Source organism: Klebsiella sp. JB_Kp031, assembly GCF_040064295.1.
Classification (GTDB): Bacteria; Pseudomonadota; Gammaproteobacteria; order Enterobacterales; family Enterobacteriaceae; genus Klebsiella; species Klebsiella quasipneumoniae.
This window is the reverse complement of record NZ_JBEAJW010000042.1, coordinates 300,673-313,170: the sequence shown is the minus strand read 5'-3', so window position 1 is coordinate 313,170 and position 12,498 is coordinate 300,673. Positions and strand designations below refer to the sequence as shown.

At 58.5% G+C, this 12,498-nt stretch carries 15 protein-coding genes; 9 read left to right on the top strand and 6 right to left on the bottom strand.

Features of this window, described 5'->3' with window-relative positions; translation table 11 throughout:
* The first annotated feature begins 15 nt into the window (after positions 1-15).
* A complete protein-coding gene (rutG, locus tag ABLV64_RS24465; RefSeq protein WP_004204500.1) occupies positions 16-1,338 on the top strand; it encodes a pyrimidine utilization transport protein G in 1,323 nt (440 codons plus the stop codon).
* A gap of 315 nt (positions 1,339-1,653) precedes the next feature.
* Here rutG and ABLV64_RS24460 read toward each other — a convergent pair whose 3' ends face one another.
* The gene (locus ABLV64_RS24460) at positions 1,654-2,592 is read right to left on the bottom strand and encodes a DMT family transporter (protein ID WP_032455806.1); all 939 of its coding nucleotides are present in this window, start codon (positions 2,590-2,592) and stop codon (positions 1,654-1,656) included.
* A gap of 163 nt (positions 2,593-2,755) precedes the next feature.
* Entirely contained in the window at positions 2,756-2,929 is a 174-nt protein-coding gene (locus ABLV64_RS24455) for a general stress protein (RefSeq protein WP_002898708.1), read from the bottom strand.
* Between the two features lie 87 nt (positions 2,930-3,016).
* Between ABLV64_RS24455 and ABLV64_RS24450 the strand changes: the two genes are divergently transcribed.
* From ABLV64_RS24450 to ABLV64_RS24440, 3 genes are all read left to right on the top strand, one after another.
* Entirely contained in the window at positions 3,017-3,238 is a 222-nt protein-coding gene (locus ABLV64_RS24450; RefSeq protein ID WP_126065488.1) for a hypothetical protein, read from the top strand.
* A 127-nt stretch (positions 3,239-3,365) separates the two neighbouring features.
* Positions 3,366-3,962, top strand: a complete 597-nt coding sequence (wrbA, locus tag ABLV64_RS24445) for an NAD(P)H:quinone oxidoreductase (RefSeq protein WP_002898704.1) — start codon at positions 3,366-3,368, stop codon at positions 3,960-3,962.
* 20 nt (positions 3,963-3,982) lie between these two features.
* On the top strand, positions 3,983-4,210 hold the full coding sequence (locus ABLV64_RS24440) for a YccJ family protein (RefSeq protein ID WP_008805934.1): 228 nt from the start codon (positions 3,983-3,985) through the stop codon (positions 4,208-4,210).
* 65 nt (positions 4,211-4,275) lie between these two features.
* Here ABLV64_RS24440 and agp read toward each other — a convergent pair whose 3' ends face one another.
* Complete coding sequence (gene agp / locus ABLV64_RS24435) at positions 4,276-5,523, bottom strand: bifunctional glucose-1-phosphatase/inositol phosphatase (protein WP_023317888.1); 1,248 nt, start codon at positions 5,521-5,523, stop codon at positions 4,276-4,278.
* Positions 5,524-5,675: 152 nt separating this feature from the next.
* On the opposite strand from agp, the gene ABLV64_RS24430 reads away from it, so the two are divergent.
* Together ABLV64_RS24430 and ABLV64_RS24425 are read left to right on the top strand one after the other, a co-directional pair.
* Positions 5,676-6,125 (top strand): helix-turn-helix domain-containing protein, encoded by a 450-nt coding sequence (locus ABLV64_RS24430; RefSeq protein ID WP_004201482.1) that lies wholly within the window; start codon positions 5,676-5,678, stop codon positions 6,123-6,125.
* Between the two features lie 115 nt (positions 6,126-6,240).
* Entirely contained in the window at positions 6,241-7,029 is a 789-nt protein-coding gene (locus tag ABLV64_RS24425; RefSeq protein ID WP_186997670.1) for an SDR family oxidoreductase, read from the top strand.
* Between the two features lie 19 nt (positions 7,030-7,048).
* On the opposite strand, the gene ABLV64_RS24420 is transcribed toward ABLV64_RS24425, so the two are convergent.
* Positions 7,049-7,270, bottom strand: coding sequence for a hypothetical protein (locus tag ABLV64_RS24420; protein ID WP_004201478.1), 222 nt, complete (start codon positions 7,268-7,270; stop codon positions 7,049-7,051).
* 256 nt (positions 7,271-7,526) lie between these two features.
* Between ABLV64_RS24420 and ABLV64_RS24415 the strand changes: the two genes are divergently transcribed.
* Positions 7,527-7,649: a small membrane protein gene (locus ABLV64_RS24415; RefSeq protein WP_002898600.1), complete on the top strand. Its 123-nt coding sequence runs from the start codon at positions 7,527-7,529 to the stop codon at positions 7,647-7,649.
* Between the two features lie 118 nt (positions 7,650-7,767).
* Here ABLV64_RS24415 and ABLV64_RS24410 read toward each other — a convergent pair whose 3' ends face one another.
* Both ABLV64_RS24410 and ABLV64_RS24405 read right to left on the bottom strand, forming a co-directional pair.
* Positions 7,768-9,159 (bottom strand): APC family permease, encoded by a 1,392-nt coding sequence (locus tag ABLV64_RS24410; RefSeq protein WP_004201476.1) that lies wholly within the window; start codon positions 9,157-9,159, stop codon positions 7,768-7,770.
* A 353-nt stretch (positions 9,160-9,512) separates the two neighbouring features.
* The gene (locus tag ABLV64_RS24405; protein ID WP_002898595.1) at positions 9,513-10,934 is read right to left on the bottom strand and encodes a glutamine synthetase family protein; all 1,422 of its coding nucleotides are present in this window, start codon (positions 10,932-10,934) and stop codon (positions 9,513-9,515) included.
* A gap of 225 nt (positions 10,935-11,159) precedes the next feature.
* Here ABLV64_RS24405 and puuD point away from each other — a divergent pair, with 225 nt between their 5' ends.
* Complete coding sequence (puuD, locus tag ABLV64_RS24400; RefSeq protein ID WP_025999163.1) at positions 11,160-11,912, top strand: gamma-glutamyl-gamma-aminobutyrate hydrolase; 753 nt, start codon at positions 11,160-11,162, stop codon at positions 11,910-11,912.
* A 25-nt stretch (positions 11,913-11,937) separates the two neighbouring features.
* On the top strand, positions 11,938-12,495 hold the full coding sequence (gene puuR, locus ABLV64_RS24395) for an HTH-type transcriptional regulator PuuR (RefSeq protein WP_002898590.1): 558 nt from the start codon (positions 11,938-11,940) through the stop codon (positions 12,493-12,495).
* Positions 12,496-12,498 lie beyond the last annotated feature (3 nt).

The following is a 12,498-nucleotide window of genomic DNA, read 5'->3' as shown; positions in this document are numbered from 1 at the left end:
ACCCGGGATATCATCATGGCACTCTTCGATTTTCCTCGCTGGAAGCTGACCTCCCCCGCCGCCGAATCCGGCGTCGTCGCGCCCGATGAACGCTTATCGGCCGGGCAAACGCTGGTGATGGGCGTGCAGCACGCCGTTGCGATGTTCGGCGCGACGGTGCTGATGCCGTTGCTGATGGGGCTCGACCCTAACCTGTCGATACTGATGTCGGGAGTCGGCACCCTGCTGTTCTTTGTCGTCACCGGCGGACGGGTGCCGAGCTATCTCGGCTCGAGCGCCGCCTTTGTCGGGGTGGTGATCGCCATTACCGGCTTTAATGGCCAGGGGCTGAACCCTCATCTGAGCGTCGCCCTTGGCGGGATCATCGCCTGCGGGCTGGTCTACACCCTGATCGGTCTGGTGGTGATGAAGATCGGCACCCGCTGGATCGAGCGCCTGATGCCGCCGGTGGTGACCGGGGCGGTGGTGATGGCTATCGGCCTGAACCTGGCGCCGATTGCTGTGCGCAGCGTGTCCGCCAGCGCCTTCGACAGTTGGATGGCGGTGTTGACCGTACTCTGTATCGGCATAGTGGCGGTATTTACCCGCGGGATGCTGCAGCGTCTGCTGATCCTGGTCGGCCTGATCGTCGCCTGCGCGCTGTACGCCCTGCTGGCTAACGGTTTTGGCCTCGGCAAACCGCTGGACTTCTCCCCCCTCGCCCAGGCGGCGTGGTTCGGGCTGCCGCACTTTACCCCCCCATCCTTTAACGGCCAGGCGATGATGTTGATTGCCCCGGTCGCGGTGATCCTGGTGGCCGAGAACCTCGGGCACCTGAAGGCCGTCGCCGGGATGACCGGGCGCAATATGGATCCATACATGGGGCGCGCCTTCGTCGGCGACGGTCTGGCGACCATGCTCTCCGGCTCGGTGGGCGGCAGCGGGGTCACGACCTATGCGGAGAACATCGGCGTCATGGCGGTGACCAAGGTCTACTCGACGCTGGTGTTTGTCGCCGCGGCGCTGATTGCCATGCTGCTGGGCTTCTCGCCGAAATTCGGCGCATTAATCCACACCATTCCCGGGCCGGTGATCGGCGGCGCCTCGATCGTGGTCTTTGGCCTGATCGCCGTCGCCGGGGCGCGGATCTGGGTGCAAAACCGCGTCGACCTCAGCCAGAACAGCAATCTGATCATGGTGTCTGTGACCCTGGTGCTGGGCGCCGGCGATTTCGCGCTGTCGCTGGGCGGCTTTACGCTGGGCGGGATTGGTACCGCCACCTTCGGGGCGATCCTGCTGCACGCGCTGCTTCATCGCGGGACGCGGGAGGCGAAGGAGGCCAGAGTAACGCCGGTTTAAGCCACATTAGCGCGGCGTTGGCGCAGGGAGCGGGTGGGCCGGATAAGGCATTTATACCGCCATCCGGCCTGCCGGGAACGTCTCAGCGATGTTGAGGCCGTCAGCACCGGCAGTTTCAGTCGCGCAAGTGGTTAAATTAATAACAGGTCGTACGAACGTAGGCCGGGTAAGGCGCAGCCGCCACCCGGCGAAATCATGGATACCGTGCCTGATATCTTGCCAGGCGGCGCTGCGCTTGCGCGGGCCTGGAGACGATCAGAGCCGGACGAGCAGGCCAGCCAGGATAAGCGCCGCTGTAGGATCAGAAGCGTAAAATTACGGCTCGCGACGATCGGCCAGGTCCGGGAGCGGCTGCGCATCGTCATTCGTTGACAACTTCGGCGGCGGTTTGCGCTTCCACTTCAGCTCGCTCACCAGCACTCCCGCGAGGATAAAGAAGCAGCCAAGGAGGGCCAGCAGCGGCAGACGCTCGCCGGCCAGCCGGCCAAAAATACCGGCCCATACCGGTTCGCCGGTATAGATCAGCGTGGCCCGCGTCGGCGAGACGCTGCGCTGCGCCCAGTTCATGGTCACCTGAATGATCGCGCTGAAAATGCCCAGCCCCAACGCCACGCCGAGCAGCGTCGGCGTCAACGGCGGCACCGACTCACCGGCCGGCTTCATGGCAGCGAAAGCCACCAGCGACGCGGTCGCCAGCTGCACCACCGTCACCCGTCGGACATCCACTTTTCCGGCCCAGGCGCTGATAAGGATAATCTCCGCGGCGATCGCCAGCGCACTCGCCAGAGTGATCATCTCCCCCACGCCAAGCGCCAACAGATTGTTTTCCGGCCCGGCCAGCAGGATCAAACCGATAAAGGCCAGCACAATCCCCACGCAGGACATCACCCCCGGCATACGCCCCAGGCACAGCCACTGCAGCAGCGGCACCAGCGGCACATACATCGCCGTGATAAAGGCAGACTTGCTGCTGGAGATCGACTGCAGCCCCCAGGTCTGCAGGCCATACCCCAGCGCAATCGCCACGCCAATTGCCACCCCCGCCTTCACCTCCAGCCACGTCAGGCCGCGCAGGGTGCGGAGCGAGAGCAGGCCCACCGCCAGCGCGGCGGTCGCGAAACGCAGGCCGACAAAAAACAGCGGCCCACTGAGGCTGACCGCATACTGTACGGCAAGGAACGTCCCTCCCCAGAACATGGTGATCATGATAAGGAGCGCTTCCTGGCGGCTAACGGAGAATTTTAACGAAGACATAAGACAGCCATGACAATAAACGGGCGACCAGTGTGCAATCGGCCCGGCGGGAGCGCAACCTCCGACAGCTAAAAAAAACCGCCGGCAGATGCCGGCGGCGAGGGCGATGCGGTTGGGTCGGGGAGATTAACACCGCATCAAAGAGAACAGTGCCAGTCGCGCGTTAACTCTCACGACTACCATGACTGTTTTTACCCCCTTTTTTGCCAGCCTCTGAGGCGCGCTGAGGGTCATTTTTAAAATTCCCCCCGCTATGCTGGCCACCTTTACGTCCTGCTTCTGATGCTCTTTCACGGTCTTCAGCAAAGTTGCCAGAACCGCCACGATGGTTTGCCATTACTGACCTCCATTAGGTTAGACATCATAGTGCATTACGCGGGAGCGGCGACGCCGCTGTTCTGCCGCGTATCTATAAGGTTAGTGAATGACTGCCGCTGACGATGGCAAATGTCACATTCAGAAACAAAGCCTGGCGAAAAAAATCCCCTCGCGCCGCCTGATGGCGCTAACCTGCTCTGCTGCCGAAGAAAAAATAGTCAGCAAAAAATGTATCCTGATGCTACATCCTCGCCGCACCGGCCGGTATAGCGGAGGCATCGCTTCCCGCTTCTCAGCCGCTCAGGCCGCGCTGCGCAAGGAAAAGTAAATAATGTTTTGTCATTTTGTTATAAATCAAATAAATGCCCGTTGGATTTGCACTCTTCGGCAGAGGCTTTATCTTTAAAGGTACCAGCTATTTGGCTGGCTTATAATGCAACCGAGGAGTGATGGAAATGGCTAAAATTCTGGTGCTTTATTATTCCATGTATGGACACATTGAAACCATGGCTCACGCCGTCGCCGATGGGGCGAACCGGGTGGACGGCGTTGAGGTGGTTGTGAAGCGCGTGCCGGAAACCATGCAGGCAGAAGCGTTTGCCAAAGCAGGCGGGAAAACGCAAAACGCGCCTGTCGCCACGCCGCAGGAGCTGGCTGAGTATGACGCCATCATCTTTGGTACCCCGACTCGTTTCGGCAATATGTCCGGACAAATGCGCACCTTCCTCGATCAGACCGGCGGCCTGTGGGCATCCGGCGCGCTGTACGGCAAGATCGCCAGCGTATTCAGCTCAACCGGCACCGGTGGCGGCCAGGAACAAACCATTACCTCCACCTGGACGACGCTGGCCCACCACGGGATGATCATCGTCCCGATTGGCTACGGCGCACAGGAGCTGTTCGACATCTCCCAGGTCCGCGGCGGGACGCCTTATGGCGCCACCACTATTGCCGGCGGCGACGGCTCGCGTCAGCCAAGCGAGGAAGAGTTAGCCATCGCCCGCTATCAGGGTGAACATGTCGCCAAACTGGCCGTTAAACTGCACGGCTAATCTTCCGCAGGAGGAGCACTATGCCAACTCAAGAAGCAAAAGCACATCGCGTCGGCGAATGGGCAAGTTTACGTAACACCTCGCCGGAGATCGCCGAGGCGATTTTCGAAGTTGCCCACTACGATGAAAAACTGGCTGAGCAAATCTGGGAGGAAGGCAGCGACGAAGTGCTGGCGCTGGCCTTTGCCAAAACCGATAAAGATGCGCTGTTCTGGGGTGAACAGACGATTGAGCGTAAAAACGTATAGGGTGTTTATCCCTGCAGAGTCTCACCCTAACCTGCTAAAAACCCGGATTGCTCCGGGTTTTTTCATTATTTCGCTGCCTCGTTGATCACCTTTTTAAAGGTCTCCAGCGGGCAGAATCCCTGGTCATCGACCGGGCAGCCGTTAAGCGCCAGCGTGACCCGCTGTGGCGGGGTCTGCAACGTCAACGGGTCGGCATTACGCAGCTGCTCAGTGCTCTGATAGACATACTCAATCTTCATCAGATCGCGGTTGCTGCCGCTGTCGTGCCAGCGCTGAAACAGCAGTTTGCCGCCGATAGGCGTGCGCTCGTACTGGCCAGGAAGTTGATAGGGCTTAAAGTCCAGCGCCGTCAGCAGTGAGGCGATATTCGAGTCGTGTCCCACCAGCAGGGTGACTTTCGCCTTGCTGGCTCCCTCACCCACCAGCGCGTTATCGATATATTTAACCAGCGGTTTGGCCACATTTTGCGCCACTGCCGTCGAGGTAAACAGACTATCCTGGTAGCCGTTTTTCAGCTTCGACAGCACCTGCCACTGCTTATCGCTGGTGATCTCCCCCCACGCCACCTGATCTTTCGGGAAGCCTTCATAGTATTGCAGGGTGAAGGCGTCCACCAGCGAGTTGCCCACCTTCAGCGGCCCGGATACCCCCGGCTCCTGCTGATAACCGGCGCTAAAGGTATCTTTACCCTCGCTCAGGGAACAGACCTGCTTCTCTTTGCAGGAGGGCGAGTTGCGGTAATCGATCATTGTCTCCAGCAGCTTGTAGCTCTCGGTCAACTGCATCCCCTGGCGCTCTTTTTCCATCGCCTGCAGCGCTTTCTCGCGAAACGCCGGGGAGTCGTCGGTGATAACCGGGTTGAAGGTCGGGTCCATGGTGCCCATCTGCGGCTGATGATGCACCGCAATGCCGCAGCCCGGGAACGCGCCGGTGATAAAGAACTGCGCAGTGGCGACGGTGCGCTGCAGGCTGTTAGCGTAGGCGTAAACGGCGTTTTCCGGCGGGCACTCCCCGCTGGTCACCAGCTTCTGTTGCGCCAGCCATTCGCGCATATAGTGGCCCATATACACCTCCAGCACGCCTCCCTTGGTGGTCAGCTGGCCGCCCGGCACATCCCACTGCGGCCAGGCTTTGGCGGTGGACTGCTCCAGCACGCTGCCGTTATTGGCCAGCGGCGCGCGAAGGTTGTGACGACTCATGATCAGCACCTGCTGCAGCTGATACCCCTCTGGGGCGGCCGTGTCCTGCGCCTGGGCGCCAGCGGATAACATGACCGCGCCGGCTACGGCGGCGGCGAGTAGACGTATTTTCATCCCTTCATCCTTAGTCATTTATTATCATCGGGTTAATTGTGACGGATTTAGGCCATTTTTCCTGGCATTCGCTCGCAAACTTAGACCGGAGCCGAAAATTTCCTCTGCCGACCAAATAGTTTTATAATGAAACAACTAACCTGGAGGCTTTCGTGAAACGTACCCGTCTGGAAAACAGCTGCTGTCCTGTCGCCCGCTCCCTCGACGTTATCGGCGACTGGTGGTCGCTGCTTATCGTCCGTGATGCCCTCCGCGGGGTACGCCGTTTTAGCGAATTCCAGAAAAACCTCGGCATTGCCAAAAATATGCTCGCCGGACGCCTGAAAATGCTGGTGGATGAAGGCATCCTGCATTTGCAGCCGGCCTCCGACGGCAGCGCCTGGCAGGAGTATGTCCTGACGGATAAGGGCCGCGCCCTGCAGACCGTGCTGGTCGCCCTCTCCCAGTGGGCGGACGACTATCTGTTCGACCCGGACGAACCGGCGACGCGGCTCATTGACCGCCAGCAGCGCCAGCCTCTGCGTAAACTGGTGCTGCAGGCGGCCGATGGCCGTGAGCTGTCCCCAGCGGATATCACCATCGCCCTCCCGCTGAACGACTAATCGCTCCCTGCGGCAGGCAGAAATAAAAAAAGCCCGGCAAAATGGTTGCATTATTAAACCAGATATCTCATGCTGAATTTGGTTTAATAATGCAACCTTTTAAGAGGCAATACTCATGTCCCAGTCATCGCACACTGCTTTTATCACCGGCGCTTCCTCAGGTATCGGCGCGATCTATGCCGAACGACTTGCCGCCCGCGGCTACGATCTGATCCTCGCCGCCCGTCGTGAAGATCGGCTGCAGGCGCTCGCCGGGCAACTGCAGGCGCGCTACGCCATCCGGGCCAGCATCCTCAAGGCCGACCTGAGCGAGGAGCAAGGCATTGAAGCCGTAGAGCAGCGTCTGCAGCAGGATCCCGCCGTTGACCTGTTCATCAACAACGCCGGAACGGCAAAAATGGCGGCCTTTCTCGCCAGCACGTCGCGCGAGCACCAGGCGATTCATACGCTCAACACCACCGCGCTTCTGCGCCTGAGCTATGCCGCACTGGCCGCTTTCGCTCCCCGGGGCCGCGGAACGCTGATCAATATTGCCTCTATTCTTGCGCTGCATACGCTGCCGGGCAGCGCGGTCTACAGCGCCAGCAAAGCCTGGGTGTTGAGCTTTACCCGTGGCCTGCAGGATGAGTTCGCCGACAGCGGCGTGCGTATTCAGGCAGTATTGCCGGCGGCGACCGCCACCGATCTGTGGCCGACCTCCGGCGTGGCGCTCGACGCCCTGCCCACCGGTACGGTAATGACCACCGAGGATCTGGTTGACGCCGCTCTCAGGGGACTCGAAATGGGGGAAAAGGTCACCTTACCGCCAGTGCATGATCTGGGACTGTGGGAGGCTTTCGAGCAGACGCGACTGGCGCTGTTTACCAGCGCGCGAACCGGGCAACCGGCGCCGCGGTATCGCTAACTCGCCCCGGCGGCGGGCATTATTCCGGCAGCGGAACCGCCGCCAGGGTACAGATCGCCTCGTGCTCCCCGCCGCGGCGATCGGTGATCACTACCTTATCGCCCGCTTTTTTGCCTTCACAGGGTTTCAGGACCTGCTCCACGATCCGCTCGCGGCTCGCCTGACGTTCATTTTCAGCCTGACTGGCGAAGGCCGTCAGCGCCAGCGCCACGCCCAGCAGGCTGAGGGTTGTCTTATACATGTCTTACTCTCAGATCATTCTTATTCGCGGTCAGCGTAACCCGTTGCTGGCCGCACTTCTGTAAAATCACTTAACGGAGTGTTACGCCATTTCAGCTGAAAGCCAGGCTGTCACATTCCTGCGGGAAATATTTTATCACAACCCCGACAGCAGATATTCTCGCGATGAGGCGTCATCTTTCAGACATATCCCGATGTTATCTTCACACAGAGCCCTGTATCTTTTTCCCTTTCTAAACAGAATATTAGGTTGGTCTATGTCGGGTCTTATTCTCTTTATCGTCGCGGTGGCGCTGCTGGGCGTCGCCATCTACAGCCTGGTGTCGTACCTCAAAGAGCGGCGCGCCAGTCAGTTACCTGTCCATAAAAAGAAGAAATAATACCTTCCGTTCTCCGCCGTTTTCTGCTGATTTCTTTACCATCCTGTACTGTCCCTTACCGAACCAAAAACAAAGGCAGGCCTGCGGGCCTGCCTTCGTTCGGTTTCAGCGTCAGGTTCTAGGACTCCCAGGCCTGCTCCGCCTTGGCGGCATCGAACTGCGGCGGCGGTTTACGGAAACGTTGGGTCAGATAAGCCAGATACAGCAGACCAAGCGCCGCCCACACCAGGCCGAGCGTCAGGGAAGTGGCCTCGAGGTTGATCCACAGCACCCCTACCGTCAACGCCCCGACCATCGGCAGCAGCAGATAGTGCAGTCGATCCTTCCAGGTTTTGTTGTACCCCTTGCGACGCCAGAAGTGGTTGAACACCGACAGGTTAACGAAGGTGAAGGCCACCAGCGCGCCGAAGTTAATTAACGCGGTGGCGGTCACCAGGTCGAAGAACAGCGCCGACAGCGCGACGATACCCACCATAATCACGTTCAACGCCGGGGTGCGCCATTTCGGATGCACATAGCCGAAAATGCGCTCCGGGAAGACGTTATCGCGACCCATCACGTACAGCAGACGGGAGACGCTGGCATGGGACGCCAGGCCGGACGCCAGGGTGTTAACAAAGGTGGTGCAGAGGAATATTGACTGGAACAGCTTGCCGCCCACGTACAGCGCAATCTCCGGCAGCGCGGCGTCCGGGTCTTTAAAGCGATGAATATCCGGGAAAAACAGCTGCATAAAGAACGACGCGACGATGAAAATAATGCCGCCGTACATCGCGGTGAGAAAAATAGCCTTCGGGATCACCCGCGCGGCGTCAGGCGTCTCTTCCGACAGTGTGGTCACGGCGTCGAAGCCAAGAAACGAGAAGCAGACGATGGTCGCCCCGGTAATAATCGGGATCAGATGCGCATTCTGACTGATAAACGGCTGCAGCGACCAGACGGTCCCTACCCCCTCGCCTTTGTGCAGCCCCTGAACCACCAGAATGACGAATACCACCATAATCGAGATCTGCACCAGCACGAACAGGGTGTTGAAGTTCGCCACCAGATTAACGCTTTTCAGGTTTGCGGCGGTCAGAATGGCGACAAAGGTCACCACCCACACCCATGGCGGCACCTCAGGGAACAGCGCCGAGAGATAGATCTTCGCCAACAGGACGTTGATCATCGGCAGGAACAGATAATCCAGTAGCGAGGACCAGCCGACCATAAAGCCGACGTGCGGACTGATGGATTTTTGCGCGTAGGTGTAGGCGGAGCCGGCTTCCGGGAACTGGCGCACCAGTTTGCCGTAGCTGATGGCGGTGAACAGCACGCCAGCCAGCGCCAGCAAATAAGACGCCGGGACGTGGCCGTTGCTGATACCGGAGACGATGCCGAAGGTATCAAACACCGTCATCGGCGTCAGATAGGCCAGCCCCATCATCACCACTTGCCAGAGTTTGAGGGATTTACGCAGACGCGGTCTGCCCGCCTGAGCGGCGTTATGCGCAGGAAGATTAATAGCCATCGCCCATTCCCCCCTTGCGGATAACAGTTTGCGGACACAACGTTCGCGTGACAAACCTGCTTAGCAAGGGGATAAGGCATAAATAAAAGGGTAAGACGGACCGGTGAGCGGTTGCTGGCTGGCATCCAATGCGGCCTGAGCGGCCTCCCTCTCCCTGCGGATATTTGAACATCTGCATCATCTCATTTCCTCGTCACACACTGTGTCGTTAACTGAAGCCCCGTTGCCGCCTGCGCTCCTTAACGCGACATCCGGGAAATGGCTGGGCTCCCAGCAAAAAGGACGACCAGGCTCCGCTCAGGCCGTATGATGCTACTCATGACTCAACTCATGCGCCCCTTGCGGGGCGACCATCAGGCGTTTTTCAACATCCACTCAATTTCAGTTTCTGTGATAAGACGCTCAAACTGCAGTAATTCATCATGCTTGCAGGCATGGAAAACGTGGCAGAAACGCTCGCCGAGACGCTCACGCAGGTGATCGTTCTGCATAAACTCCCACAGCGCATCGCTCTGGCGGATCGGGAACGGCAGACCCTCTTGTTCCAGGCCGTTACCTTCCACCTCTTCCTGCAAAGGCAGCTGAGGGTTATCCAGCCCGTGCAGAATGCCGGCGAAAATCGCCGCCATCACCAGATACGGGTTGGCGTCCGCCCCCGCCACGCGATACTCCACGCGGTGGTTCTGCCGCTCGCCGCATGGGATCCGCAGCGCCACGGTACGGTTGTTATGCCCCCAGGAAGCCTGCGTCGGGACATACATCCCTGGCTGGAAGCGGCGATACGAGTTCACGTTCGGCGCCAGCAGCGCCATCGAGGCCGGCATCAGATCGATCATCCCGGCCAGCGCGCGTTTAAGCAGCGCGGAGTCTTCCCCGTCGCCGTCCACCAGCACGTTTTCCCCTTTATTGTTCAGCATGCTGATGTGGATATGCATTCCGCTGCCCGCATGCTCTTCATAAGGCTTAGCCATAAAAGTGGCGTGCATCTTATGCTTCTCCGCCATTAAACGCACGAGACGTTTTAACGCCAGCGCATCATCGCAGGCGTCCAGCACGTTATCGGTATGGTGGAGGTTGATTTCAAACTGGCCCGGCGAGGCTTCGGCCACCGCGCCGTCGGCGGGGATCAGCTGCAGTTTCGCCAGCTCGTCGATGTCGTTGAGCACGTCGGCAAAGTGGTTCAGGTTATCGACCGAGTAGACCTGGCTTTGGGTGTTGCGATCGTCGGTGCCCGGCGCGCACGGCGGCTGCAGGTAGCCTTCGGCATCGCGTTTGCGGTCCAGTAAATAGAACTCCAGCTCTACCGCTACCACGGGGAACAGCCCGCGCTGGCGCAACTGCTGCCAGAGGCGGTTGAGTACGTTCCGCGGCTCAACGTCAAAGGGAGCGCCATCTTCATCAACCATGGTCAACTGTACCTGGGCTATCGACTGCGGATCGGCCGCTGAAGGCGTTAAGGTGCCGGGCACCGGAATGCAGCTGCGATCCGGCTCGCCCATCTCCTGGCCCAGACCGGCCTCTTCCACGACGTTGCCGAGAATATCCATCGCAAACACCGAAGCCGGGAAATAACAGCCTTTCTCCAGCTTGCTCAGGCCGGCAACCGGGATGCGCTTGCCGCGGAAGCAGCCGTTCAGGTCAGTGAGGAGGACATCAACATATTGGGTATCAGGGTAGGTTTCGAGGTAGCGCTTCACTTCTTTCGCGAACGCGCTGACCCGTCTCTCTTCCGTTTGCTGAACAAAATTCTCAACTTCTACGATATTGGTTTCCATGATTCACCGCCGTTGGTTTGGTTTCGGTCCTGCACTCAGACCGTTAAATATAATGTCCACCCCATCGACTGTGTATGCAAATAAATTGTTTGTCAAATGTTAAATTAAGTTTGCAAAGGGCTATTTCCACTGCTAGATTGAGAAAATATTGAACGATATGGCCGTTAAACCCGCTATAGCGGTCATAATTTAGTCCACTTTGTGAGGGCGATCATGGAAAATATAATGTACAAGCCAGTTATTGGCGTCGTGATGTGTAGAAACAGGCTTAAGGGTCACCAGACCCAAACCTTGCAAGAAAAGTACCTGAATGCAATTGTTAACGCCGGCGGACTGCCGATCGCCCTGCCACATGCGCTGGCAGAGCCGGATCTGCTGAACGCGTTAGTCGATAAACTGGATGGGATATACCTGCCAGGCAGCCCCAGTAACGTGCAGCCGCACCTTTATGGTGAAAACGGCGATGAGCCTGACGCCGACCCCGGGCGTGATCTTCTGAGCATGGCGCTGATTAACGCCGCACTTGAAAGGCGCATCCCCATTTTCGCCATCTGTCGTGGACTGCAGGAACTGGTTGTCGCCACCGGTGGGACTCTGTATCGTCGTCTGTTCGAGCAGCCTGAGCTGCTGGAGCATCGCGAAGATCCTGAACTGCCCGTCGAGCAGCAGTATGCGCCGTCCCATCAGGTTGAGGTTCAGGAAGGAGGATTGCTGTCGCAATTGATACCGGGCTGCAACACGTTTTGGGTAAACTCGCTACATGGGCAAGGGGCAAAAACCCTCAGTCCGCAGCTGCGCGTGGAGGCGCGAGCGCCGGATGGACTGGTGGAAGCGGTCAGCGTGAACGATCACCCTTTCGCGCTGGGCGTACAGTGGCATCCTGAATGGAACAGTAGCGAATACGCCCTGTCGCGTATGTTGTTTGATGGTTTTATCACCGCCTGTCAGGGCCATCATGCTGAAAAGCGGCGGCGCTGACCACTACCGTTAAGGAAATGCAAATATGAGCGATGACGGACTGGCGCCAGGGAAACGTCTGTCAGAGATCCGCCAACAGCTGGGTCTTTCGCAGCGTCGTGCCGCCGAACTGTCTGGGTTAACACATAGTGCCATCAGCACCATAGAGCAGGACAAAGTCAGTCCTGCCATCAGTACGCTGCAAAAGCTGCTGAAAGTCTATGGGCTGTCGCTCTCGGAATTCTTTTCTGAACCCGAAAAGCCGGACGAACCCCAGGTGGTCATTAATCAGGATGACCTTATCGAAATGGGCAGTCAGGGCGTTTCCATGAAGCTGGTTCATAACGGAAATCCGAACCGTACGCTGGCGATGATTTTTGAAACTTACCAGCCTGGAACCACGACCGGGGAGAGGATTAAGCATCAGGGTGAGGAGATAGGCACCATACTGGAGGGTGAGATTGTGCTGACGATTAACGGTCAGTCGTACCACCTGGTGGCTGGACAGAGCTATGCCATTAATACCGGCATCCCGCACAGCTTCAGCAACACCTCGGCAGGCATCTGCCGCATCATCAGTGCCCACACCCCCACCACATTCTGAATA

Coding starts and splice junctions, on each gene's coding strand:
- rutG (WP_004204500.1), top strand. CDS start 16: ATGGCACTCTTCGATTTTCCTCGCTGGAAGCTGACCTCCCCCGCCGCC.
- ABLV64_RS24425 (WP_186997670.1), top strand. CDS start 6,241: ATGTCCCAGTCATCGCACACTGCTTTTATCACCGGCGCTTCCTCAGGT.
- ABLV64_RS24460 (WP_032455806.1), bottom strand. CDS start 2,592: ATGTCTTCGTTAAAATTCTCCGTTAGCCGCCAGGAAGCGCTCCTTATC.
- agp (WP_023317888.1), bottom strand. CDS start 5,523: ATGAAAATACGTCTACTCGCCGCCGCCGTAGCCGGCGCGGTCATGTTA.
- puuR (WP_002898590.1), top strand. CDS start 11,938: ATGAGCGATGACGGACTGGCGCCAGGGAAACGTCTGTCAGAGATCCGC.
- puuD (WP_025999163.1), top strand. CDS start 11,160: ATGTACAAGCCAGTTATTGGCGTCGTGATGTGTAGAAACAGGCTTAAG.
- ABLV64_RS24420 (WP_004201478.1), bottom strand. CDS start 7,270: ATGTATAAGACAACCCTCAGCCTGCTGGGCGTGGCGCTGGCGCTGACG.
- ABLV64_RS24405 (WP_002898595.1), bottom strand. CDS start 10,934: ATGGAAACCAATATCGTAGAAGTTGAGAATTTTGTTCAGCAAACGGAA.
- ABLV64_RS24455 (WP_002898708.1), bottom strand. CDS start 2,929: ATGGCAAACCATCGTGGCGGTTCTGGCAACTTTGCTGAAGACCGTGAA.
- ABLV64_RS24410 (WP_004201476.1), bottom strand. CDS start 9,159: ATGGCTATTAATCTTCCTGCGCATAACGCCGCTCAGGCGGGCAGACCG.
- ABLV64_RS24440 (WP_008805934.1), top strand. CDS start 3,983: ATGCCAACTCAAGAAGCAAAAGCACATCGCGTCGGCGAATGGGCAAGT.
- ABLV64_RS24415 (WP_002898600.1), top strand. CDS start 7,527: ATGTCGGGTCTTATTCTCTTTATCGTCGCGGTGGCGCTGCTGGGCGTC.
- ABLV64_RS24450 (WP_126065488.1), top strand. CDS start 3,017: ATGACTGCCGCTGACGATGGCAAATGTCACATTCAGAAACAAAGCCTG.
- wrbA (WP_002898704.1), top strand. CDS start 3,366: ATGGCTAAAATTCTGGTGCTTTATTATTCCATGTATGGACACATTGAA.